General features: G+C 73.3%; 26 protein-coding genes. 13 read left to right on the top strand and 13 right to left on the bottom strand.

Annotated features, from left to right (window positions below; translation table 11 throughout):
- Positions 1–75: 75 nt before the first annotated feature.
- Positions 76–1,002: a prolyl aminopeptidase gene (pip, locus tag QSK39_RS32660; RefSeq protein WP_285481699.1), complete on the top strand. Its 927-nt coding sequence runs from the start codon at positions 76–78 to the stop codon at positions 1,000–1,002.
- On the opposite strand, the gene dmpG is transcribed toward pip, so the two are convergent.
- Both dmpG and QSK39_RS32650 read right to left on the bottom strand, forming a co-directional pair.
- Positions 999–2,030 carry a 4-hydroxy-2-oxovalerate aldolase gene (gene dmpG, locus QSK39_RS32655; protein WP_285481698.1) on the bottom strand — a complete coding sequence of 344 codons (1,032 nt, stop codon included), beginning with the start codon at positions 2,028–2,030 and terminating at the stop codon, positions 999–1,001. The genes pip and dmpG overlap by 4 nt on opposite strands.
- Positions 2,027–2,926 carry an acetaldehyde dehydrogenase (acetylating) gene (locus QSK39_RS32650; RefSeq protein WP_285481697.1) on the bottom strand — a complete coding sequence of 300 codons (900 nt, stop codon included), beginning with the start codon at positions 2,924–2,926 and terminating at the stop codon, positions 2,027–2,029. Before QSK39_RS32650 ends, dmpG begins: the two co-directional genes overlap by 4 nt.
- A gap of 128 nt (positions 2,927–3,054) precedes the next feature.
- Here QSK39_RS32650 and QSK39_RS32645 point away from each other — a divergent pair, with 128 nt between their 5' ends.
- Entirely contained in the window at positions 3,055–3,270 is a 216-nt protein-coding gene (locus tag QSK39_RS32645; RefSeq protein ID WP_285481696.1) for a hypothetical protein, read from the top strand.
- Between the two features lie 2 nt (positions 3,271–3,272).
- Here QSK39_RS32645 and QSK39_RS32640 read toward each other — a convergent pair whose 3' ends face one another.
- The 3 genes from QSK39_RS32640 to tuf form a co-directional block, all read right to left on the bottom strand.
- Positions 3,273–3,656: a hypothetical protein gene (locus tag QSK39_RS32640; protein ID WP_285481695.1), complete on the bottom strand. Its 384-nt coding sequence runs from the start codon at positions 3,654–3,656 to the stop codon at positions 3,273–3,275.
- A gap of 372 nt (positions 3,657–4,028) precedes the next feature.
- Positions 4,029–5,513, bottom strand: a complete 1,485-nt coding sequence (locus tag QSK39_RS32635; protein ID WP_353051101.1) for a rhamnogalacturonidase — start codon at positions 5,511–5,513, stop codon at positions 4,029–4,031.
- A gap of 197 nt (positions 5,514–5,710) precedes the next feature.
- Positions 5,711–6,898, bottom strand: coding sequence for an elongation factor Tu (tuf, locus tag QSK39_RS32630; RefSeq protein WP_285481693.1), 1,188 nt, complete (start codon positions 6,896–6,898; stop codon positions 5,711–5,713).
- A 324-nt stretch (positions 6,899–7,222) separates the two neighbouring features.
- Between tuf and QSK39_RS32625 the strand changes: the two genes are divergently transcribed.
- Positions 7,223–7,519 (top strand): hypothetical protein, encoded by a 297-nt coding sequence (locus QSK39_RS32625; RefSeq protein ID WP_285481692.1) that lies wholly within the window; start codon positions 7,223–7,225, stop codon positions 7,517–7,519.
- Here QSK39_RS32625 and QSK39_RS32620 read toward each other — a convergent pair.
- On the bottom strand, positions 7,513–8,088 hold the full coding sequence (locus tag QSK39_RS32620; RefSeq protein ID WP_285481691.1) for a helix-turn-helix domain-containing protein: 576 nt from the start codon (positions 8,086–8,088) through the stop codon (positions 7,513–7,515). The genes QSK39_RS32625 and QSK39_RS32620 overlap by 7 nt on opposite strands.
- A gap of 35 nt (positions 8,089–8,123) precedes the next feature.
- Between QSK39_RS32620 and QSK39_RS32615 the strand changes: the two genes are divergently transcribed.
- Together QSK39_RS32615 and QSK39_RS32610 are read left to right on the top strand one after the other, a co-directional pair.
- Positions 8,124–8,600 (top strand): GNAT family N-acetyltransferase, encoded by a 477-nt coding sequence (locus QSK39_RS32615; RefSeq protein WP_285481940.1) that lies wholly within the window; start codon positions 8,124–8,126, stop codon positions 8,598–8,600.
- 20 nt (positions 8,601–8,620) lie between these two features.
- Entirely contained in the window at positions 8,621–9,610 is a 990-nt protein-coding gene (locus QSK39_RS32610; RefSeq protein ID WP_285481690.1) for an RNA polymerase subunit sigma-70, read from the top strand.
- Here the strand turns inward: QSK39_RS32610 and sigJ are convergent.
- Complete coding sequence (gene sigJ / locus QSK39_RS32605; protein ID WP_285481689.1) at positions 9,607–10,467, bottom strand: RNA polymerase sigma factor SigJ; 861 nt, start codon at positions 10,465–10,467, stop codon at positions 9,607–9,609. The two genes, QSK39_RS32610 and sigJ, sit on opposite strands and share 4 nt — an antisense overlap.
- A gap of 119 nt (positions 10,468–10,586) precedes the next feature.
- Between sigJ and QSK39_RS32600 the strand changes: the two genes are divergently transcribed.
- Together QSK39_RS32600 and QSK39_RS32595 are read left to right on the top strand one after the other, a co-directional pair.
- Positions 10,587–11,216 (top strand): LUD domain-containing protein, encoded by a 630-nt coding sequence (locus tag QSK39_RS32600; protein WP_285481688.1) that lies wholly within the window; start codon positions 10,587–10,589, stop codon positions 11,214–11,216.
- Positions 11,217–11,252: 36 nt separating this feature from the next.
- A complete protein-coding gene (locus QSK39_RS32595; RefSeq protein ID WP_285481687.1) occupies positions 11,253–11,423 on the top strand; it encodes a hypothetical protein in 171 nt (56 codons plus the stop codon).
- A gap of 276 nt (positions 11,424–11,699) precedes the next feature.
- Here QSK39_RS32595 and QSK39_RS32590 read toward each other — a convergent pair whose 3' ends face one another.
- The gene (locus QSK39_RS32590; protein ID WP_285481686.1) at positions 11,700–12,284 is read right to left on the bottom strand and encodes a helix-turn-helix domain-containing protein; all 585 of its coding nucleotides are present in this window, start codon (positions 12,282–12,284) and stop codon (positions 11,700–11,702) included.
- A 77-nt stretch (positions 12,285–12,361) separates the two neighbouring features.
- Between QSK39_RS32590 and QSK39_RS32585 the strand changes: the two genes are divergently transcribed.
- From QSK39_RS32585 to QSK39_RS32575, 3 genes are all read left to right on the top strand, one after another.
- A complete protein-coding gene (locus tag QSK39_RS32585; RefSeq protein WP_285481685.1) occupies positions 12,362–13,294 on the top strand; it encodes an NAD(P)/FAD-dependent oxidoreductase in 933 nt (310 codons plus the stop codon).
- Between the two features lie 40 nt (positions 13,295–13,334).
- Positions 13,335–13,790, top strand: a complete 456-nt coding sequence (locus QSK39_RS32580) for a group II truncated hemoglobin (RefSeq protein WP_285481684.1) — start codon at positions 13,335–13,337, stop codon at positions 13,788–13,790.
- A 108-nt stretch (positions 13,791–13,898) separates the two neighbouring features.
- On the top strand, positions 13,899–14,516 hold the full coding sequence (locus QSK39_RS32575; protein WP_285481683.1) for a TIGR03086 family metal-binding protein: 618 nt from the start codon (positions 13,899–13,901) through the stop codon (positions 14,514–14,516).
- Here the strand turns inward: QSK39_RS32575 and QSK39_RS32570 are convergent.
- The gene (locus QSK39_RS32570; RefSeq protein ID WP_285481682.1) at positions 14,488–15,393 is read right to left on the bottom strand and encodes an NAD-dependent protein deacetylase; all 906 of its coding nucleotides are present in this window, start codon (positions 15,391–15,393) and stop codon (positions 14,488–14,490) included. The two genes, QSK39_RS32575 and QSK39_RS32570, sit on opposite strands and share 29 nt — an antisense overlap.
- 187 nt (positions 15,394–15,580) lie before the next feature.
- Here QSK39_RS32570 and QSK39_RS32565 point away from each other — a divergent pair, with 187 nt between their 5' ends.
- Positions 15,581–16,066 carry a CAP domain-containing protein gene (locus QSK39_RS32565; protein WP_285481681.1) on the top strand — a complete coding sequence of 162 codons (486 nt, stop codon included), beginning with the start codon at positions 15,581–15,583 and terminating at the stop codon, positions 16,064–16,066.
- 7 nt (positions 16,067–16,073) lie between these two features.
- On the opposite strand, the gene QSK39_RS32560 is transcribed toward QSK39_RS32565, so the two are convergent.
- Both QSK39_RS32560 and QSK39_RS32555 read right to left on the bottom strand, forming a co-directional pair.
- On the bottom strand, positions 16,074–16,394 hold the full coding sequence (locus QSK39_RS32560; protein WP_285481680.1) for a GNAT family N-acetyltransferase: 321 nt from the start codon (positions 16,392–16,394) through the stop codon (positions 16,074–16,076).
- 126 nt (positions 16,395–16,520) lie between these two features.
- Entirely contained in the window at positions 16,521–16,904 is a 384-nt protein-coding gene (locus QSK39_RS32555; RefSeq protein WP_285481679.1) for a MarR family transcriptional regulator, read from the bottom strand.
- Between QSK39_RS32555 and QSK39_RS32550 the strand changes: the two genes are divergently transcribed.
- Entirely contained in the window at positions 16,862–18,301 is a 1,440-nt protein-coding gene (locus QSK39_RS32550; RefSeq protein ID WP_285481678.1) for a serine/threonine-protein kinase, read from the top strand. The genes QSK39_RS32555 and QSK39_RS32550 overlap by 43 nt on opposite strands.
- Here the strand turns inward: QSK39_RS32550 and QSK39_RS32545 are convergent.
- Both QSK39_RS32545 and QSK39_RS53130 read right to left on the bottom strand, forming a co-directional pair.
- On the bottom strand, positions 18,291–19,205 hold the full coding sequence (locus tag QSK39_RS32545; protein ID WP_285481677.1) for a DUF3800 domain-containing protein: 915 nt from the start codon (positions 19,203–19,205) through the stop codon (positions 18,291–18,293). The genes QSK39_RS32550 and QSK39_RS32545 overlap by 11 nt on opposite strands.
- The gene (locus QSK39_RS53130) at positions 19,106–19,426 is read right to left on the bottom strand and encodes a DUF3291 domain-containing protein (protein WP_353051100.1); all 321 of its coding nucleotides are present in this window, start codon (positions 19,424–19,426) and stop codon (positions 19,106–19,108) included. The genes QSK39_RS32545 and QSK39_RS53130 overlap by 100 nt, the downstream gene beginning before the upstream one ends.
- A gap of 116 nt (positions 19,427–19,542) precedes the next feature.
- Between QSK39_RS53130 and QSK39_RS32540 the strand changes: the two genes are divergently transcribed.
- Complete coding sequence (locus QSK39_RS32540) at positions 19,543–21,066, top strand: hypothetical protein (protein ID WP_285481676.1); 1,524 nt, start codon at positions 19,543–19,545, stop codon at positions 21,064–21,066.
- The last annotated feature ends 30 nt before the right edge of the window (positions 21,067–21,096 follow it).

The following is a 21,096-nucleotide window of genomic DNA, read 5'->3' as shown; positions in this document are numbered from 1 at the left end:
GGAACCGAGTCTGGCGGGCTTCCGGCGCGGCCGGACCGGTCTGTTCCGGACATTGACCGAAGGTGGACACGCGCGATGCCCGAGATGTACCCGATGACCGAGCCCCACGACCAAGGCCTGCTCGACGTCGGCGACGGGCACCACGTCCACTGGGAGACCTCCGGCAACCCCGAGGGCAAGCCCGCGGTCGTGCTGCACGGCGGCCCCGGCCAGGGCAGCGCGCCGGGCATGCGGCGGATGTTCGACCCCGCCCGCTACCGGATCGTGCTCCTCGACCAGCGCGGCTGCGGCCGGAGCGTGCCGCACGGGACGACGTCCTTGCGCGACAACACGACCGAGCACCTCGTCGCCGACCTCGAACGGCTGCGCGAGCACCTCCGCATCGAGCGCTGGCTGGTGACCGGCGGTTCGTGGGGCACGACCCTGGCGCTGGTGTACGCCGAACGCTTCCCCGAACGGGTGACAGAACTGGTGCTCAGCGCGATCAGCACCACGCGCCGGTCGGAGATCGACTGGCTCTACCGCGGGGTGGGCCGGTTCTTCCCCGAGGAATGGGCGCGGTTCAGCTTGGGCGCCGACGACGACGTCGCCGCGTACGCGCGGCTGATGGCCGATCCGGACCCGGCCGTGCGCGACCGGGCGGTCGCCGCGTGGTGCCGGTGGGAGGACGTCGTGCTGTCGCTCGAACCCGGCGCGTCCCCGGTCCGGGACATGCCGGTCGACGACGCCGCGCGCGCCTTCGCCGTACTCACCGCGCACTACTACGCGCACGCCGGCTGGCTGGAGGAAGGCGCGGTGATCCGCGACGCCGGGCGGCTCGCCGGCATCCCGGGCGTGCTGATCCACGGGCGGCTCGACCTCAGCTGCCCGGTGACGACCGCGTGGGAGCTGGCCGCAGCCTGGCCCGGTGCGGAGCTGCTGGTCGACGACCACTCCGGGCACCGGGCCAGTGACGTCAAGCGGGCGTGGAAGCTCGCGGCGCTCGACCGGTTCGCACGCTAGCCCTTCTGCTCCGCGGCCAGCGTCACCGCGACGTCGATGATCATGTCTTCCTGGCCGCCCACGAGCGCGAGCTCCCCGCAGCGGCGGAGGATCGCCTGCGCCGGAACGCCGTAGCGCTCCGCCGCGCGCTCGGCGTGCAGCAGGAAGCTCGAATACACCCCGGCCCAGCCCTGCACGATCGCGTTGCGGTCCATCTTCGGCCAGCGGTTCAGGTACGGGCGGACGACCTCCTCGGCCCCGTCGAGCAGGGCGCCGACGTCGAGTCCCGTGTCGATGCCCAGACGGTCGAACACCGCCGCGAGCACCTCCGTCGGCGAGTTGCCCGCGCCCGCGCCGAGCGCGCAGAGCGACCCGTCGATGTAGCGGACCCCGGCTTCGTACGCCAGCACGGAGTTCGCGACGCCGAGCGAGAGGTTCTGGTGGCCGTGGTAGCCGACCCACGCCGTGTCGCCGACTTCGGCGACCAGTGCTTCGAACCGGTCACGGGCCTCGTGCATCAGGAGCGCACCGGCCGAGTCCGTCACGTAGGCCGCCTGGCAGCCCGCGTCGACCATGATCCGCGCCTGCTTCGCGAGGTCCTCCGGCGGCGTCCGGTGCGCCATCATGAGGAACCCGGCGGTCTCCATCCCGAGCTCGCGCGCCAGCCCGAAGTGCTGCGGCGAGACGTCGGCCTCGGTGCAGTGCGTCGCCACCCGGACCATCTCCGCGCCCGCGTCGAACGCGCGCTGGAGGTCTTCCGCGGTGCCGATGCCCGGCACGAGCAGCACGGCGATCTTCGCCTGCTTCGCCTCTTCGCGCGCCGCGGCGATCAGCTTGAGCTCGTCGACGGCGGAGAAGCCGTAGGTGAACGACGAGCCGCCGAGGCCGTCGCCGTGGGTCACCTCGATCACCTCGACGCCGGCGCGGTCCAGCGCGCGCACGGTGTCGCGCACCTGCTGTTCGGTGAAGCGGTGGGCCATCGCGTGGCTGCCGTCGCGCAGCGTCGTGTCGACGATCCGGACGTCGTGCTTCAGCTCCGGACGAGTCATGCGGGCACCTCCTGCTTCGCGCGGGCCATGAGTTCCCCGACGCGGGCGGCCGCGGCCGTCATGATGTCGAGGTTGCCGGCGTACTCCGGCAGGTAGTCGCCGTTGCCGCGGACCTCGAGGAAGATCCCGACCCGCGCGTTGCCGTCCCACTCCTCGCGCGCGTCGTCGAACTGCGGGTCGGCGCGCAGCGTGTAGCCGGGGACGTACTTGCGGACTTCGTCGACCATCTCGTGGATCGACTCGGTGATCGCGTCGCGGTCGGCGTCGAGCCCGATCGCGCAGAAGACGGTGTCCCGCATGATCATCGGCGGCTCGACCGGGTTGAGGATGATGATCGCCTTGCCGCGCCCGGCGCCCCCGATCTCGGCGACCGCCTGCGACGTGGTGCGCGTGAACTCGTCGATGTTGGCGCGCGTCCCGGGGCCCGCACCGCGCGAGGCCACCGAGGCGACGATCTCCGCGTACGGCACCGGCGTCACGCGGGAAACGGCGTGCACCATCGGGATCGTGGCCTGGCCGCCACAGGTGATCATGGAGACGTTCGGCGCGTCGAGGTGCGCGCCGAGGTTCACCGGCGGGCACACCATCGGGCCGAGGTGCGCCGGGGTGAGGTCGATCGCCTGGATGCCGGCCGCTTCGTAGCGGGGGGCGTTGGCGGCGTGCGCCTTGGCCGACGTCGCCTCGAACACGATCTCCGGCAGGGGGTCCTGCCGCAGCAGCCAGTCGACGCCCTCGGCGGACGCCGCGATCCCCTGCGCGCGGGCGCGCTCGAGCCCGTCGGACTCGACCACGCCGACCACGTAACCGATTTCGAGAACTTCACTGCGTCGCAGCTTCGCCAGCAAATCGGTACCGATGTTGCCGGGGCCGACGATCGCCGCCATCACGGGAGCCATGGTTCAGACGGTCGCACCACGCGGCCCCGGGCGGACAGTCCCGTGTTCCGGCGAGCGGAACGTGGGGCGGGTTTGATCGACACCCGTTCGGGGCAGATCCGGGGAGAGATCCCGACCGAGGAGGTCCGATGGCCGAGCGGCGTTGGCACGTCATCCCGAGCACGGCTCCGCTGTGCTGGCTGAACCTGGGCGTGGGGGCGGTGTTGCTGTTGTCGAGCGTGCTCACGTTGGCGCGGACGGACGCGCAGGCCCCGGTGCTGTCGGTGATCGCGGGAGTGGCGGCGGTGGCGTTGATCGTCCTCGCGACCGTCGGCTTGGCCCGGCCTGGACTGCGCGGCCGCTGAGGTCAGGGACGCTTGCAGCGGTCGGTTGCCGTGTCCCAGGTTCCGCCGCTGTCCAGGCACTCGGTGAACTCGCGCTGCCCGTCGACCCAGGCTTTGTGGCCGGCGCAGACCTCGTACTTCGTTTCGTCGCCGTCCCGGCACTGGTAGCCGAACTGCGGCGGCTTCCGGGTCGGCGTCCTGCGGACCGGCGCCTTGCTCGCGGCGGAGGGCGCGGAAACGGTGGAGGTCGGCGGCACGGTGACCGTCACGGTCGGCGTCGGCTCGATGGTCAGCACCGTTTCGGTGGTGGTGGGCCCGGCCGGGGCGCGTGCCGGCGTCGGTGACGCGCCGCACGCCGCGGTCGCCAAGCCCACGGCGAGCAGCGTTCCCCACAACCACGTTTTCATCGACATGCCTTCGACGACGGCAACCGGACGATGGTTCAGTCGCCTTGCCCGCGGCGGTGGTTACCGCGGCCGGGCCGTTGTCGCCGGATCGCAATGCGCGGTCCCGGGTGACCGCCCGGGCTCAGCGCGGGCGGCGCCGGGTCGTGGTGCGGTGCGGGGTCGTCGGCTTCTTCGTCGTGGCCGTCGGCGGGTGAGTTCGCGTCGGCGTAGTCGTAGTCGCCGCCGGGGTTTCGGTCGTCGTCGGGGGCTCCGTTGTTGCCGGGAAGTCCGTTGTGGACGGCGGGATCACCCGGACGCCCCGCGCGAAACGGGCGAAACGTGAAACACCGGCCGGGCCCCGCGGCGGCGCCGGGGCCCGGCCGGACGACTCCCCTACAGCTCCTGGTGGTCCGCGTGCTCCACCCGGGCCTCCTCCACCGGGCGGCCGTCGCTCACCCGGAAGTCGTCCACGTCGTCCAGGACGAACGTCGGTTTCCCCGCCTCCGCGCGGCAATGGTGGACGTCGAGATCCGCCACGTCCCGCACCACGAACGCCGGGCGGGTGTCCGGCGCTCCGCATCGGACGTCCACATTGTCCAGACTGATCCCCCGCGCGTGGCGGATGAAAAACCCGTACGCCGGCAGCGTGCCGAACATCGACGGCTCCGGGTACGCCGTCTCCAGCTCCGGTGGGTTCTGGACCGCGTCGCCCGGGGTGAGGCCGCCTGCCAGGTGGTGGCGGATGTTGCTCAGCTTCACGTCCTCGATCGGATGGCCCGGGATTCCCGCCAGGCACGACGGATACCGCGGGTCGGCGTCGAACGTCGTCACGTCGCTGATGCTCACCCGGCGCAGGAACCCGACCGGGATGCCCGCCGGACCGCGCATGCGCGCACCCAGACGGAGGAACAGCGGCATCTGGACCTTGCGCATCGTCAGGTTGCTGATCGTCACGTCCTCCAGCCACCCGCCGTCGACCGTCTCCAGCGCCAGGCCGCGGCAGTACTCGAAGACCACGTTCGAAATCGCGATGTTGCGGAACCCGCCGTTGGCCTCGGTACCGAACTTGACGCGGCCGGTGCGGCCGTACGACGACGTCTTGTACGTGCCGTCGACCAGCGTGCCCAGGTCGTAGCCGCTGACGAAACAGTTGTCGATCGTCACGTTTTCCGTGTCCCGCACCCGGTTCAGCGCGTACGAGCTCTTCAGCACGATCGCGTCGTCGTTCGGTGAGTTCACCGTGGTGTTGGCGATGCGGACGTTCTTGCAGCAGTCGATGTTGATGCCGTCGCGGTTGGTGTCGATCACCAGCCCGTCGATGCGGAAGTTGTCGACGCCGGTCGGCAGGATGCCGAAGTGCCCGCCGTTGACGATCGTGATGTCGCGGATCGCGACGTTCCTGCACAGCTTCAGCGCGATCGCCTTGTTGCCGTTGAGCGGTGCGGACTCCGCGCTGCCGCCGGCGACGAGGCCCTTGCCGTCGATCTTGCCCGGCCCCTCGATGGTGACGTTCTCCAGGTTCTCGCCCCAGATCAGGCTGTTGTGCCAGTGGCTGTGCCCGAAGTCCTGGTACGGGTTGCCCGCGCCCGGCTCGGCCGGGTCGTAGCCCTTGCCACCCGCCGGGGCGGCCGCGAGGATCGTCGCGTTCGCCCCCAGGTACAGCGCCACGTTGCTCTTGAGGTGGATCGAATAGCTCGCGTACGTCCCGGCCGGGAAGTACACCGTCCCGCCCCGGGCCGCGGCCGTGTCGATCGCGCGGTTGATCGCGGCGGTGTCGATCGTGCGGCCGTCGCCCTTCGCGCCGAACTTCGTGACGTCGAAGAACGAGCCTGCCGCGCCGTCTTCAGCCGCGACGGCCGGAGATCCGATGAATGGCAACGCGGCACCGGCCGCCGCTCCCCAGGTGACCGCTCGACGGCGGCTGAACGCTTCGCCCACGAAAGCTCCCTTTCCTGGCAACGACGAAAACACCACGCGGTGTTTCCGACGGCGGATCGGGATTGCGCGAGCTCAGGCTAGGAGCAAATGATCGGATGAGTCAAGCGTGGCCCCCGCCGAAGCAGGGGCCACGCCCTTCAGTCCAGCACCTCGCGGACGGTGCCCGCGGCCACCGTCAGGCGGCCTTCGCGCATGGCGAACCCGAGGCCCGGGCTCATCGCGACCGGCTGGCCGAGCTCCACCGTCAGCGAAGCCGCCTCACCCGGCCGGACCACCGTCACGCCGTCGGCGAGGGCGACCACCCCGACGACGTCGCTGGTGCGGAAGTGGAACTGCGGCCGGTAGTTCGCCGCGAACGGCGTCCGCCGGCCCCCCTCGGCGGCCGACAGCACGTGGACGTCCGCACGGAACCGCGTGTGCGGCCGGACGCTGCCCGGCAGGCAGACGACCTGCCCGCGCCGGACCTCGCCGCGCTTCACCCCGCGCAGCAGCACCGCGGCGTTGTCCCCCGCCTCGGCGCGCTCCATCGGCTTGCCGAACGTCTCGAGCCCGGTCGCCACGCTCGCGACGGCCGGCCCGAGCCCGATCACCTCGACCGCGTCGCCGACCGCGAGGGTGCCCTGCTCCACCGCGCCGGTCACGACGGTGCCGCGGCCGGTGATGGTCAGGACGTTCTCGATCGGCATGAGGAACGGCAGGTCGAGCCGCCGCGGCGGGATCGGCACGTGCTCGTCGACGGCCTCGAGCAGGTCGAGGATCCGCTGCGTCCACAGCGGGTCGCCGTCGAGCGCGCGCAGCCCGGACACGCGGACGACCGGCACGGCGTCGCCGTCGAACCCGTAGCGGGTCAGCAGCTCGCGGACCTCGAGCTCGACCAGGTCGAGCAGGTCCTCGTCGTCGGCGAGGTCGGCCTTGTTGAGCGCGACCACGAGGTGCTCGACGCCGATCCGGCGCGCCAGCACGACGTGCTCGCGCGTCTGCGGCATCGCGCCGTCCTGGGCCGAGACCACGAGCACGGCGCCGTCGAGCTGGGCCGCGCCGGTGATCATGTTCTTGACGTAGTCGGCGTGACCCGGCATGTCGACGTGCGCGTAGTGCCGCGTCGGCGTCTCGTACTCGACGTGCGCGATGTTGATGGTGATGCCGCGCTCGACCTCCTCCGGCGCGCGGTCGATGCGGTCGAAGGCGACGTAGCGATTGCTGCCGCCGCGCTCGGCCAGCACTTTGGTGATGGCCGCGGTGAGGGTGGTCTTGCCGTGGTCGACGTGCCCCATCGTGCCGATGTTGAGGTGCGGCTTGGTGCGCACGTACTGCTGCTTGCTCATGGGATTTCCCTGTACTGAGAACGGAAGGCGCGCGGAACCGGGTGAGCGCGTCGACCCTCCCCCGGCGGTTCCGCGGCAGAACAGGGGAAATCGGGGAAGGGTCAGCTTCGAGCGCCGCTGTTCAGGGCCGGGACCGGCCGTGCCGAAAGGGCGCTCGGCAGGGACAAGCCTGCGAGCGTCGCGCTATCGGACACGGGGAACATGATCCGCAGGGTGCCACGGGAAAGGCGGCGGTGTCACCCGGTTTTAGCGGCCGCCGTAACAACCCCGTCGTCATCGCCGACCTCAGGACGGGATCATCGGCCTGGCCTGGAGGGGGACGCCATGGACCACCGGAACCTCGCGGACGCGGCCGTCCGCGCCATCGCCGACCACTTCGGCGCCGTCCGCTCGGGCGCTCCCGTTTCGGAGGCGGCGGCGCAGACCGTGGCCGGGATCGTCTCGGTGGTCCGGTCGGTGTGCGGCGTCGGCTCACCCGTCCTCGAGGACCTGCGGCGGAACCCGGCGAGCTGCGGTGTCCGCACCCACGCGGCGGCGCTGCTGTGGCGGGCGCTCGACGAGGACGGGAGCGCCGGGCCGGCACTCGGCGAAGCACTCGGCCGCAGCGACGTCGCCTACTGAACCCGGCCCGCGCGCGAGCGCATCACGAGCGCCGCGACGTGGTACTCGCACGGCTCGTCACCGCGGTTCGCGTACGAATGCGTTGCGTCCGCGGGAAAGTAGACCGAGTCCCCGGCCGTCAGCACGTACTCCGCCGAGCCGACGCCCAGCCACAACGTGCCCGCCTCCACCGCGACGAACTCGTGCGAACCCGGCGCGTACGCGGGGAACTCGCCGGCGTCACACCGGGGCGGCAGCGTCGTGCGGATCCACTCGAAGTTGACGCCCGGCACGACCGGCGTCAGGACCGTGCGGTGCCAGCCGCCCGGCTCGGCGACGTGGTCCTGCTCGGCCGCGCGGCGGACGACCACCCGGTCGGTCTCCAGGCCGGCCAGCAGCCGCGACAGCGACAACCCCAAGCCGTCGGCGATGCGGGACAGGACCACCACCGTCGGGGTCTTCTCGCCGCGCTCGACGGCCGACAGCATGCTCACGCTCACCCCGGCGTCCCGGGCCAGCGCGCTCAGCGCCAGGCCGCGGTCGGTCCGCAGGGCGTGCAGGCGGCGGCCCAGGCTCGCCGGATCGATCATTCCTCTATGATAGCTACTGTGTCCACTATAGCGGAATCAGGCCGGCCACCGAGGCCGACGCCGAAGGCATCGCGGCCGTCTTCGCGCCGTACGTCACCGGCTCGGTCGTCACCTTCGAGACCACCCCGCCGACCGCGGACCAGTGGCGTGCGAAGATCCGCGAGAGCGCCCTGCCGTTCCTCGTCCTGGCCGGACCGGAAGTCCTGGGCTACGCGCTCGCCGCGCCGTGGCGGCCGAAGCCCGCCTACCGGCACACCGTCGAGACGACCATCTACCTCGCGCCCGAAGCCGCCGGCCGCGGCCACGGGCGGCGGCTGCTGGACGAGCTGCTCGAGCGGTGCGCCACGGCGGGCGCCGCGCAGGCGATCGCCGTCGTCGTCGACTCCGGCAGCCCCGCGTCGCGGAAGCTGCACAGCGCCGCCGGGTTCGCCGACGCGGGCGTGCTGCGGCGCGTCGGGTTCAAGCACGGCCGGTGGCTCGACACGCTCCTGATGCAGCGCGAGCTCGGCTGAGCGTCGGGCAGGATGCGGGCATGGACACCGAAGCCGAGCTCCTCGAAGCGGCCCGGCGCGAGGACCGCGGCGCGTTCGACCGGCTGGTGCGGCCCTACCAGAGCGAGCTGCGGACCCACTGCTACCGGATGCTCGGCGCCCTGCACGACGCCGAAGACGCGCTGCAGGAGGCGCTGCTCGGCGCGTGGCGCGGGCTGGCCGGGTTCGAGGGCCGCAGTTCGGTGCGCGCGTGGCTCTACCGGATCGCCACGAACGCCTGCCTGCGGCTGATCAAGCAGCGCCCGCAACGCCTGATGCCGCGCGACCACCACCCCGCGGCGAACCCCGGCGACGCGCTCGCCGACCCGGTCGACGGCGAGGCGTACGTCGAGCCCTACCCCGAGGACGACTGGGACCCGCAACGCCGCTTCGAACTCCGCGAGAGCGTCGAGCTGGCCTTCATCGCCGCGTTGCAGCACCTGCCCGGCACCCAGCGCGCCGTGCTGATCCTGCGGGAGGTGCTCGCGTTCTCCGCCGCGGAAGTCGCCGACGCGCTCGGCACGTCGGTCGCTTCGGTGAACAGCGCGCTGCAACGGGCCCGCAAGACCCTCGACGAGCGGACGCCGGCGCAGAGCCAGCAGGCGACGCTGCGCAGCCTCGGCGAAGACGCCGAACGCGCGCTGGTGGCGGACTTCGTCGCGGCGTGGGAACGCGCGGACGTCCCGGCGCTGCTCGCCCTGCTCGCCGAGGACGCCCGCTTCACGATGCCGCCGCTGCCCGCGTGGTTCGACGGCCGCGACGACGTCGCCCGCTTCCTGTCCGGCAGCGTGTTCGCCACGCCGTGGCGGCTGGTGCCGGTCCGGGCCGCCGGCCAGCTCGCGTTCGCGTGCTACCAGCGTCACCCGGACGGCGTGTTCCGCATCGGCTGCGTGAACGTGCTGACGCTGCGCGGCGACCGGATCGCGGAGATCATCGGCTTCCTCGACCCGGCGATGTACGCGGGCTTCGGGCTGCCGGTGGAACTCCCCTAGTCCGTCCAGCGCCGGAGTTTCTCGGGGTTGCGGACGACCCAGATGTGCTTGATCCGGTCGCCGGTGACGTCGAACGCGAACACCGTCACGACCACCCCGTCCTGCCGGGCGACCAGCCCGGGGCGGCCGTTGACCGTGCGTTCCGCGAACGTCATGCCGGCCGGCTTCCGGCTCGCCAGCTCGATCCAGGCGTGCGCGATCCGCTCGCCGCCCTCGATGGGGTGCGTGAACGCGAGGGCGAGTCCGCCGCCGTCGGCGGTCGCGGTGGCGCCCGGGTCGAGCAGGCCGATCAGGGCGTCGATGTCCTTCGCTTCCCACGCCCGCTTGAAGTCCCGGACGACTCCGGCCTGCCGGGCCACCGGAGGCGCGGGCTCGTGCGACGCGCGGATGCGGCGCCGGGCCGAGGAGGCCAGCTGGCGGCACGCGGCCGGCGTGCGCCCGACGATCTCGGCCACTTCGGCGAAGGAGTGGCAGAAGACGTCGTGCAGGATGAACGCGACGCGCTCGGCCGGGGTCATCGCCTCGAGCACGACCAGGAAGGCCATGCTGACCGACTCGTCCAGGGTGACCCGGTCGGCCGGATCGCCGCCCGGGGTCTCGGGCACCGGCTCGGGGATCCAGTCCCCCACGTAGGTTTCGCGGCGGGCCCGCGCCGACCCGAGCAGGGTGAGGCAGATGCGGCCGGTGACCGTCGTCAGCCAGGCGCCCGGGGATTCGATGGCGTCCTGCTGCGGCTTCGGCAGCGCGCACCAGCGGGCGTAGGCCTCCTGGACCGCGTCCTCGGCCTCGGCCAGGGAGCCCAGGAGCCGGTAGGCGAGGTTGAGCAGCCGGCGCCGCTCGCTCATGAGCACGTCCATCGCACTCCCTTCGTCGTCACCCCTTACGACGAGACAGCGGCCGCGGATGTGAGGCCTGACGTTTCGGGTGGCTGCGTGGTCGTACCGGGGAAACCGATCCGACCACGCGAGGAGCCACCATGACCACCCAGTTGCCGGTCACCCCGTTCGCCGACGCCGCGCCCGCCGAGCGCTTGGAGCGAGCGGCCGCGGCACTGACCGCCCACGGTTTCGCCGTGGAGATCCTCGACGACGCCGCGGCGGCGCGGACGCGCGTCTTTGACTTGATCCCCGAGGGAGCCAGCGTGTTCACCGGGGCGAGTGAGACGTTACGCCTGTCGGGCATCGACGCGGACATCAACGCGGGCTCGCGCTATCAGGCGATGAAGCCCCTGGTCCTGGCGATCGACCGGGCAACGGGCGCCGACGAGATCCGGCGGCTGCTCGCGAGCCCCGACGTCGTGGTGGGCAGCGTCGCGGCGGTGACCGAAACCGGGTCCCTGGTGGCGGCGTCGGGCAGCGGGAGTCAGCTGCCTGCGTACGCGGGCGGCGCCGGCCGCGCGATCTGGGTGGTGGGGGCGCAGAAGGTGGTGCCCGACGTGGAGACGGCGCTGCGGCGCATCGAGGAGCACTGCCTGCCGTTGGAAAGCGTGCGGACGCAGGAGGTGCACGGGTGGCCGAGTGCGGTCAACCGGGTCCTGGTGCTCAACGGAGAGCCCAGGCCGGGGCGGGCGACGGTGTTGCTGCTGCGGGAAGCGATCGGTTTCTAGCTGGTGTGGAGGTTCGTCCCGGACGAAGGTGAGCCGGTGACCGACCCCACCACGATCCTGCTCGCGGAGTACGCGGCGCTCCGCAGCGAAACGGAGCGCCGTTCGACCCTCCAGTGGAACGTCGTCGCACTTCAGCTCGCCTCGGCCGGCGCGATCATCAGCCTGGCGATCGCGCCGGCGGCGAACGTCGCCTTGCTCTCAAGCTGATCCACGAGTACCTACGGACTCCTTGCCCCGGTTGTCCGGGTCACTTGCGATGCGAAGGTTGGCGGGACCGCGAGCTGGACCGGGAAACGGCCCCCGGGCAGTGGTTCATCGCCGCGCTGGCTCTCGCCGGGGCCTTGGTCGCCGGCGTCTTCCTGTGGGTCACCCGGTCACCCGGCTGGTCCGCGATCACGGCGTTCGGCCTGGGCTGGGTGGTGGGCGCGCTGGCCATCGTGCGCCTGCAGCGGATCTTTGCCGGTGCCCGCGTTCGGCGGGCGGCTAGCGGGACTTCGCCCTCAGGTGGAGCCGCTCCCCCTGTTTCCCGAACAGGCTGAGGATCTCCGCCGGCCTCCCCACCGCGCCGAACCAATGCGGCAGCCGCGTGTCGAACTCCGCCGCCTCGCCCGGGCCCAGTGTCATGTCGCGGTCCGCCAGCACCAGCCGCAACCGGCCCGACAGGACGTACAACCACTCGTACCCCTCGTGGACCTGGGGGTCCGGCTCGCCCGTCTCCGGCTCGAGGATCATCTTGAACGCCTGGGGCGCGCCCGGCTGGCGGGTCAGGGGCAGGACCGTCATCGTCGCTCCGTTGGACCGCGGGAGGCGGCGGGCCGTCAGCCGGACCCGGGGGTCGCCCACCTCGGGCGCGCCGACCAGCTCGTCCAGGGGCACCTGGTGGGCCTGGGCGATCGGCAGCAGCAGCTCGAGGCTCGGCTTGCGCTGACCGGACTCCAGCCGCGAGAGCGTGCTCTTCGAGATGCCCGTCGCCGTCGAGAGGTCGGCCAGCGTGACGCGCCGCTGGGTGCGGACCCGCTTGAGGCGGGGGCCGACCTCGGCCAGTGCGTGGGTGATCGCGTCCGTCATCGCTCCAGGAAACGCGCTTGTCCCGAAAATGGCAACATTTGTTGTCGGATCCGCGACACCGGGCGCAGGGTGGCGGCATGACCGAAAACAGCTATGACGTCCTGGTGGTGGGAGGCGGCGCCGCGGGCCTGAACGCCGCACTGATGCTGGGCCGCGCGCGGCGGCGCGTCGTGGTCGTCGACGGCGGCTCGCCCCGCAACGCCCCCGCCGAGCACATGCACGGCTTCCTCTCCCGCGACGGCCTGCCCCCGTCCGAACTGCTCAAGATCGGCCGCGAAGAGCTCGCCGGCTACGGCGTCGAGGTCCTCGAAGACCAGGTGAGCGCGCTCGAACCCGGCTTCACCGCGCGGCTCGCGAGCGGCCGGGAGCTGACCGCCCGGCGCGTCCTGCTCGCGACCGGCGTCCACGACGACCTGCCGGACATCCCGGGCCTGCGCGAAAGCTGGGGCACCGACGCGGTGACCTGCCCGTATTGCCACGGCTACGAGGTCCGCGACCGGCCGCTCGGCGTGCTCGGCACCGAACCCGCGAGCGTCGAGCACGCGCTGCTGGTGCGCCAGTGGTCGCCGGACGTCGTCTACTTCGCCCACACCGCGCCACCGTCCGAAGAGGACCGCGAACGGCTCGGCGCGCGGGGCATCGAGGTCGTCGACGGGACCGTCACGGCCCTGCGGCGCGAAGCCGGCCATCTCACCGGGCTCGAGGTCGGCGCGCGGTTCGTGCCGCGGGTGGCGCTGTTCCTCCGGACGCAGACCGTCCCGCACGACGAGCTCGTCCGCGGGCTCGGCTACGAAGAGACCGACGCGATGGGCAAGACGAACGTGCCGGGCGTGTGGGCGGCCGGGAACGTCGTCGACGCGCGGGCGACCGTCATCGTCGCCGCGGCCCAGGGTGCGGCCGCCGGCGGTGCGCTGAACCACGACCTGGTGACCGAGGACGTCCGGCGGGCGGTCGACGCGTTCGGCGGCTTCACCCCGCAAGCCGAGCGCGCGGCCGCGGCGGCGCGCTGACGTCCTGGCGTTCGGCGCCCGGCCGTGCCAGGCTCGGCGGATGCGCCCGACGCTGTACGAATTCGCCGGCGGCGACCCCGCGTTCCGCGCGCTGGCCGCCGCCCACCACGAGCGCTGCCTGGCCGACCCCGAGCTGAACCACCCGTTCTCGCACCCGGGGCAGCACCCGCAGCACGTCGACCGGCTGGCCCGGTACTGGGCCGAGGTGCTGGGCGGGCCGCCGCGGTTCTCCGAGGAGTGCAGCGACCACTCGGCGATGCTGCGCATGCACGCGGGCAACGGTGACATGAGCGACCTCGGCCGCCGGTTCGTCGAGTGCTTCGTGCGCGCCGCCGACGACGCCGGCCTGCCCGCCGATCCGGAGTTCCGCGCGGCGCTGCGGTCCTACATGGAATGGGCGGTGGCCGAGGTGCTCACCTACCCGGGTCCGGCCACCGACGTGCCCGGCGGGCTGGCGATGCCGCGCTGGTCGTGGACGGGTTTGCAGTCGGTGTAACGACGGGCGCGGCCGCCGCGTCTTGTGAACAACGACCGGCTGTGGAGGTCCGTCGCAGAGCCGGTCCGGGCTCGTTTCCCCCAACCTGCCCGGGCCGGCTCGTCCACGGTGTCCGAAACCCGCCTGCGCCGCACCGCGGGCCGGGCCACAGTGGACGCCATGCCCCTCGACCGCTTCCTGCTCGCGAGCAACGGCTTCGAGCACCACCTGCGCGCGGTACCGCCCGACGGCTGGCACGCCCCGACCCCGTGCACCGAATGGGACATCCGGGCGCTGGTGAACCACATGACCCGCGGCAACCTCAACTACGTCGGGCTCCTGCGCGGCGCCACCCGCGAGGAGTTCCTGGCCGCCCGCGACGACGACGCCCTCGGCGACGACCCGGTGGCGGCGTTCACCGCGTCGGTCCGGGCCTGCGCGGCGGCCTTCGCCGAGACAGGCGCGCTGGACCGCGTCGTCGACTACCCGCTGGGCAAGCTGACCGGACGGCGCGCGCTGGCCGTCCGCACCGCCGACAGCACCGTGCACACCTGGGACCTCGCCCGAGCTCTCGGCGCCGACGACGCCCTCGATCCCGGGCTCGTCGCGTGGATCGACGAGAGCTACGACGACATCTTCGCGGGACTGGCCCTGAACCCGCGTGTGTTCGCCGACGCGCCGCCGACCGCTCCGGGCGCGTCGCGGCAGGACCGGCTGCTCACGCGCTTCGGCCGCGATCCTCGCTGACGGCGCAGCCCAGGCGCTCGGCCAGTTCGGTCAGCGCTCGCCCGAGGGGCAGGTCGACGCGCACGGCGGCGTACCGGTCGCCGCGGGTCTCGCCGTGGTTGACGATCACCACCGGCTTGCCCGCGGCCGCCGCGTGGCGGACGAAGCGCAGGCCCGACATCACCGTCAGGGACGACCCCAGCACCAGCAGCGCGGCGGCCTCGTCGACCAGGCGGTAGCACTGCTCGACGCGGGGCCGCGGCACGTTCTCGCCGAAGAACACGACGTCCGGCTTGAGCACGCCGGCGCAGTCCGCGCACGGCACCGGGGTGAACCGGCGCACGACGTCCTCGGGCAGCTCGACGTCGCCGTCCGGGTTGATCCGGGTGGCCGCGCCCTCGAAGTCCGGGTTGGCCGCGCGCAGCCGCCGGTCCAGCTCGGCGCGCGGGCCGGTGCGGCGGCAGTCCAGGCAGATCACGCGGTCGAGGCTGCCGTGCAGCTCGACGGCGTCCGCGGTACCGGCCGCCTGGTGCAGGCCGTCGACGTTCTGCGTGATGACGCCGGCGAGGTACCCGCCGTCGCGCAGGGCGGTGACCGCGCGGTGGCCGTCGTTGGGGTCGGCGCGGGCGATGGTGCGCCACCCGAGGTGACTGCGCGCCCAGTACCGCTGCCGGCCCTCGGCGCTGGTGACGAACTCGTCGTAGGTCATCGGCGTGTGCCGGCGCAGGCTGCCGGTTTCGCCGCGGTAGTCGGGGATCCCGGACTCGGTCGAGAGCCCGGCCCCGCTGAGCACGGCGACGCGCCCACGCGCGACGACGCTCGCGAGCTCGTCGAGGCTCGCCGTCCGGGGCAGCGGCGCGTCCGGGGACGTCCAGGTCAGGGTGGGGCGGGTCCGCACCAGATCAGGGTACGCACATGAGCCTGCACGTGCCGCGACAGCGCGTTCGCGGCCATTCCCGGAAATCTCCACTTCCGGTGCCGAAAACGCGATTCCCGGTGAATCGACGTCCTCGGGCACACCCTCCGTACCAGCTGTTTCGCTCACTCAGGCAAGTTTCACCACCCGGCACCCGTGCCATTTTCGAATGTCGGAGAAAACGCTCCTCGAGGAGGTCGTGATGTTGCTCGAAATCGCCGCCGTGCTGACGCTGCTCGCGCCGGTCCCCGCCGCCGGCGGGGCCGCGGGGTCCTACCCCGCGCAGGTCCTGCAGCTCACCAACGTGCAGCGCGTCCAGAACGGCTGCGGGCCGCTCGCCGCCAGCACGCAGCTCGCCGACGCGGCCGACGCGCACACCAGCGAAATGGCGCGCTACCGGTACTTCAGCCATACCGGGCGGGCCGGCGAGGACCCCTCGGCCCGGATTTCCGCGGCCGGGTACCGGTGGCAGCGCTGGGCGGAGAACATCGCCGCCGGGCAGCGCACGCCCGAGGCCGTCGTCGACGCGTGGATGCACAGCCCGGTGCACAAGGCGAACATCCTCGACTGCCGGCTGACCGAGCTGGGCGTCGGCTACACCGTCGACTCGGCGCGGAAGGCCTACTGGACCCAGGACTTCGGCACCCCGCGGTAGCGGCCGTTCACCGGGTGGGGAGCCGCTTCTCGAACCAGTGCTCGTCGTTGAAGGGCGTGATCTCGCGGGACCCCGCCGCGCGGTACAGGCCGATCGCTTCGCCGAGCGCGCGGTTCGTCTCCAGCTTCAGCGCGGGGACGCCCAGGCCGGCCGCGTGCGCCTCCAGCTCGGCCAGCAGCCGGCGGCCCAGCCCGAGACCGCGCGCCGAGGGCGCCACCCACATCCGCTTGACCTCGGCGGGCGCGGTGCCGTGGAACTTCAGCGCGCCGCAGCCGACCGGCTCGCCGTGCAGCGTCGCCACCAGCAGGACCCCGGCGGGCGAGGTCATTTCGGCGTCTCCCGCGGAGGTGCTGAGCCCGGGGCCGAACCCGCCGTCAACCGCCGGGCCGGCTCGGTGAAGTAGGCGCGCAGGCAGAACCGGGCGGGCACGGCGCGACGTCGACCGCCGACGCCGTCAGGAGCCGCTCGACCTCGGCCGTCGCGGTGACGAGCCGGGGCGCTGCCCACCCGACAGCGGGGCGAGGAGCTCGGCGGCCGCGGCGTCGGAGAGCTGGCCGAGCTCGGCGCGTTCGGCCTGCCCGGCCGCCGTCAGCCGGGCGGTGCGGACGCGGCCGTCCGCGGCGCTCGGCTCGACGCGCACCAGGCCGTCGCGTTCCGGCCCGCGCAGCAGCCGGCTCAGGTAGCCGGAGTCGAGGTCGAGCCGTTCCCGCAGCTCACGGACGTCGCGCCCGGTCGCACTGATCCGCTGCGTAACGCCACGCTGGATGAGGCAGACTTCCCGGTGTCGGCGGAGGGATGAGCGTGAGCTGGCAGTTCGGGCCGTACCGGATCGAGTCACTGATCGCGCGTGGCGGCATGGGCGAGGTCCACCGCGCCTACGACACGCGCCACGACCGCGTGGTGGCGCTGAAGCTGCTGTCGCCGGACTTCGCGGCCGACCACGAGTTCCAGGAACGGTTCCGCCGGGAGGCCCACGCGGTGGCGCGGCTGCGCGAGCCGCACGTGATCCCGATCCACGCCTACGGCGAGATCGACGGGCGGCTCTACCTCGACATGCGCCTGGTCGACGGCGACGACCTCGGCTCCCGACTGTCCGCCGGTGGGGCGCTGGCCGCGACCCAGGCGGTCGACGTCGTCGGCCAGGTCGCCCAGGCCCTGGCCGCCGCGCACGCCGAGGGGCTGGTGCACCGGGACGTCAAGCCGTCGAACGTGCTGGTCGGCGCCACCGGGTTCGCCTACCTGGTGGACTTCGGCATCGCCCGCGCGGCCGGGCCCAGCACCGGGCTCACGGCCACCGGCGGCGCCGTCGGGACGCTCGACTACATGGCACCCGAGCGCTTCACCGACGCGCCGGTGGACCACCGCGTCGACGTCTATTCGCTGGCCTGCGTGCTGCACCAGTGCCTGACCGGCAGCAAGCCGTTCCCGGCGACGACGGCCGCGTCGCTGATCGGCGCGCACCTGCACCAGCCGCCGCCGCGCCCGAGCACGCTGCGGCCCGGGCTGCCCGCCGCGTTCGACGCCGTGATCGCGCGGGGCATGGCCAAGAACCCCGACGAGCGCTTCGGCAGCGTCACCGAGCTGACGGACGCCGCCCGGGCGGCGCTCGGCGGCACCAGCCCGGTCCACCCCGCCGCTCCCCCGACCCGGCAGGCCACCCGCGTGGCCCCGGCCGTCACCGAGGTGCCCCGCCGGCCGTCGAAGGCGCCGTGGCTGGTCGCCGGCGTGGCGCTGCTCGCGCTGCTCGGTGTCATCGGGTGGTTCACGATCTTGAAGCCCTCGACGCGGGCCCAGCCGACACCGACGGCTTCGACCTCTTCGTCCGCCGCCGCGCCACCGGTGACGGCCCCGCCGGTGACCGCGCCGCCGGTCACGACGACGCAGGTGAGCGTCCGGACGACCGTGGCGAGCAGCGCCGACCTCGGCTTGACGACCCCGATGAGCACGCCGGCGTGCGACGGCTCGTACGTCGTCGTGCTCGGCTCGTCCATCACGCCGGCCCGGTACCGCACGGAGGTCCAGGGGTTCCTGACCGCCCACCCGGGCGCGCGGTACCTGCACACGCCGACCACCGGCTGCGGCTCGCTGCGGCAGCAGGTGAACGGCGCCGACGTGTACGCGGTCTACGACGGGCCGTTCGCCGCCAAGGAGTCCGCGTGTGCGCGGCGCAGCGGGAGCGCGTACGTCAAGCGGCTGGACAACACGACGTCACCGGCGCAGGTCGTCAGCTGCTGAGCCCGTTCCAGACGGAGTCCTTGTCCACAAAGGACTCCAGCAGGGCGGTGAGCCGGGGGTCGCCGCGTCCGTTCAGCGCGTCCGAGGCGATCCGGCGGGCGACGCCGGCGAGGAAGTCGGCGACCTGCACGCGGGCGTCGGAGCGCGAGTCGACGAACCGGACGCCGGCCAGCCGGTGCCCGAGGGTGACCTTGAGCTGGAGCACGCGCTCGCCGGTGAGCGCGAGCTGTTCGTCGTGGACCAGGGCGACCGGGGTGCCGTCCGCGCTGAAGTGCCGGACGGTGTGGATCACCGCGGGCACCAGCGGGTCGAGCACCGGGACGAGACCGGGGTCGCTCGCCAGCCGCGCGCGGTAGGCGGCCACGCGGTCGGCGCCTTCGCTCAGCTGCCGCACGATCCTGCCGGCCTCGCTGTCGCTCGCGAGTTGTCCGGCCAGGGCGAAGAACTCCTCCGGCGACGTCGTCACGCCGCGCCGGGGCTTCAGGCGCAGGACGCTGGTGAACGCGGCGAGGAAGTAGGCCCAGCGGTCCGGCCCGAAGGCGGCGGGGCCGGTGCGGTGGAGGGTGCGCGCCATGGCGTCGGTGCCGTGCTCGGCCAGCAGCGTGACCGCGGCGCGCACGGCGAAGAAGGTCTTGTCGGTCAGGTGCACGTGCCCGCGGCCGGCGAGCGGCCCGGCGGGGTCGAGCAGCCACTCGAGGACGGCGCGGTGCTTGCCGCGCAGCAGGTGGTTGGCCTTGTACTCCTCGGCGGGCGAGCCGATCCGGGCGCGGATCTCCTGGACGCAGCCGCGCGCCTCCCCGGGCGTCAGCCGGACCCCGGCGTGGGCGAAGACATCGGTTTCGCCGCCGACGAGGTTTTCGCCCTCGGAGCCCGACTCGTCGCAGGCGATCTCGACCGGGCGCACGGCACCGATGGTGCCAGACGGGCGCACGGGCGGCGACCGATTACCGAGCGCGGCGTCCGTCCACGGTGAACCGGCGGAGCAGCGGCGGCGTGACCGCCGGTACTCAGCCGCCAGACGAAGCCCGGGGCGGCTTCGGCGAGCCGCGCGACGGCGTCGAAGGCGTTCTCGAAGCCGGCCATGGCGGGATCGGCCGGCGGCGCTCGCGGCACCGCGACGGTCACCTGAGCCAGCTCGGCCACCTCGCCAGCCTAAGCTCGGCCGTCACGGTTGGGCCACGATGGCTAACGACCACGACTTGCCCGGTGACTAGCGAGAGTAAGTGTTCTGGGAGGCTTCGATGGCCACGAACGACCGGCCCGCCCGGCTCGCGCTCGCGGCGGCCGTGCTCGTCCTGCTGCTGGGCGGCGCCGGAGTCCTGGTGCAGCAGCGGTTCGCGGGCGGTCCGGGTGGGACGGTCACCGTTGCCGGGATCGAGGTCGATGCTCCCGCCGGCACTCGGGTCTCCGTCGGGCCCGCGCCGGAACCCGGGGTCGCCGCCGCCTTCACCCGGCGGGTCGGCGGTGGGGCCGAGCTGAGCTTCGACGGCGGCTCGACGCTGCGGGTGCGGATCCCCGTCCCCGCCGCGCCGCCGGCCGGGTTCGCGCCCGTCGTCGTCACCGCCACCCGGCTCGTCCCGGCCGCCTACGACGCCGGGGCCCGGAGCATCGTCGCGGACCTGACCCGGCCGGGCGCCTTCTGGGGCGGGCTCTTCGACTTCGCCGCGCTCGGCCGCGACGTCGTGCCGGACCCGGCCCCGCGACCCGCCTGCGCCGGGCGGGCGGCCAGCTCCGGCGGCACCACCGTCGGGCTCGCCGTGCCCGATCCGGCGACGCCCCTCTCCCCCTGCGTCACCGCCGGCAACGGTCGCGCGGGCCTCACCCTGACGTCCAGCGCGCGCGTCCCCTACCGGCTCGCCCCGCCGCCCGGCTGGCCCGAACCCACCGCCCGGACCGCCGCGGCGAGCACGTCCGCCGTGCAGCTGTTCGGCCGCCCGCGCCAGCGCGACCTGGTCTGGCCCGGCTCCGGCGTGACCTACGACGTCCCGTTCGGCCAGCTGCCGTCGACGGTCAAGGGCCAGGCCGAGCCCGGCCCCGGGCTCGGCACGACACTGGCACTGGCCGCGCACCGCGTCGCCGCGCTGTTCGGGATGCCCGGCGCCCCCGAGCCGGCGCCCGGCGTGCTGACCTGCGCCGCGGACGCCGGCGCCGCGCACTACACCGCGGACCGGCCGGTCGCCGAAGTGGCGACCGCCGTGTGGGCGGCGCTCACCCCCTGCCACCCGGACGGCGGCGACGTCGTGCGCCGGTTCCTCGGCTCCGGGGTCGGAGCGGTGACCAGCGGGCTCGCCCCGGCGAACCCCGCCTTCGAGGTCGCGATCACCACGAGCCGCTCGCAGCGGTTCACCCAGACCGTCGCGTACCGCGCGCGGACCGGCGCCACGACGAGCCGGGCGACCGGCACCTGCGGCTCGGTCTCGGCGGTGTCCGGCCGCCACGACGCCTACCGCTGCACGAGCGGCGCCACCACGTACGACCCGTGCTTCGCCGTCACCGGAAACCGGGTCGTCTGCCCGGCCACCGCGACGAAGGCCGTGCTGCTGACCTACGCCGGCGCCCTGCCGTCCCCGCCGCAGCCCGGCGGGACGGCCGACCCGTTCCTGCTCACGCTGGAGGGTGGCCTGCAGTGCGCCGCCATCGCGGACGACGCGGTCCCGGACCCGCGGTTCGCCTGCACGGACGGCACCGTCCTGCCCGGGCCGCCCGACGCGTCCAGTCCTCTGTGGACGGTCAACGGGCGGACCGTGGCGAAGGCCTACACCTAGGGCGCGTCCGACAAACTTCCCGGTTGGTTG

The organism is Amycolatopsis sp. NBRC 101858 (assembly GCF_030269325.1).
Lineage (GTDB): Bacteria > Actinomycetota > Actinomycetes > Mycobacteriales > Pseudonocardiaceae > Amycolatopsis > Amycolatopsis ponsaeliensis.
The sequence above is the reverse complement of the archived record's forward strand: the minus strand, read 5'-3'. Positions and strand labels throughout refer to the sequence as shown.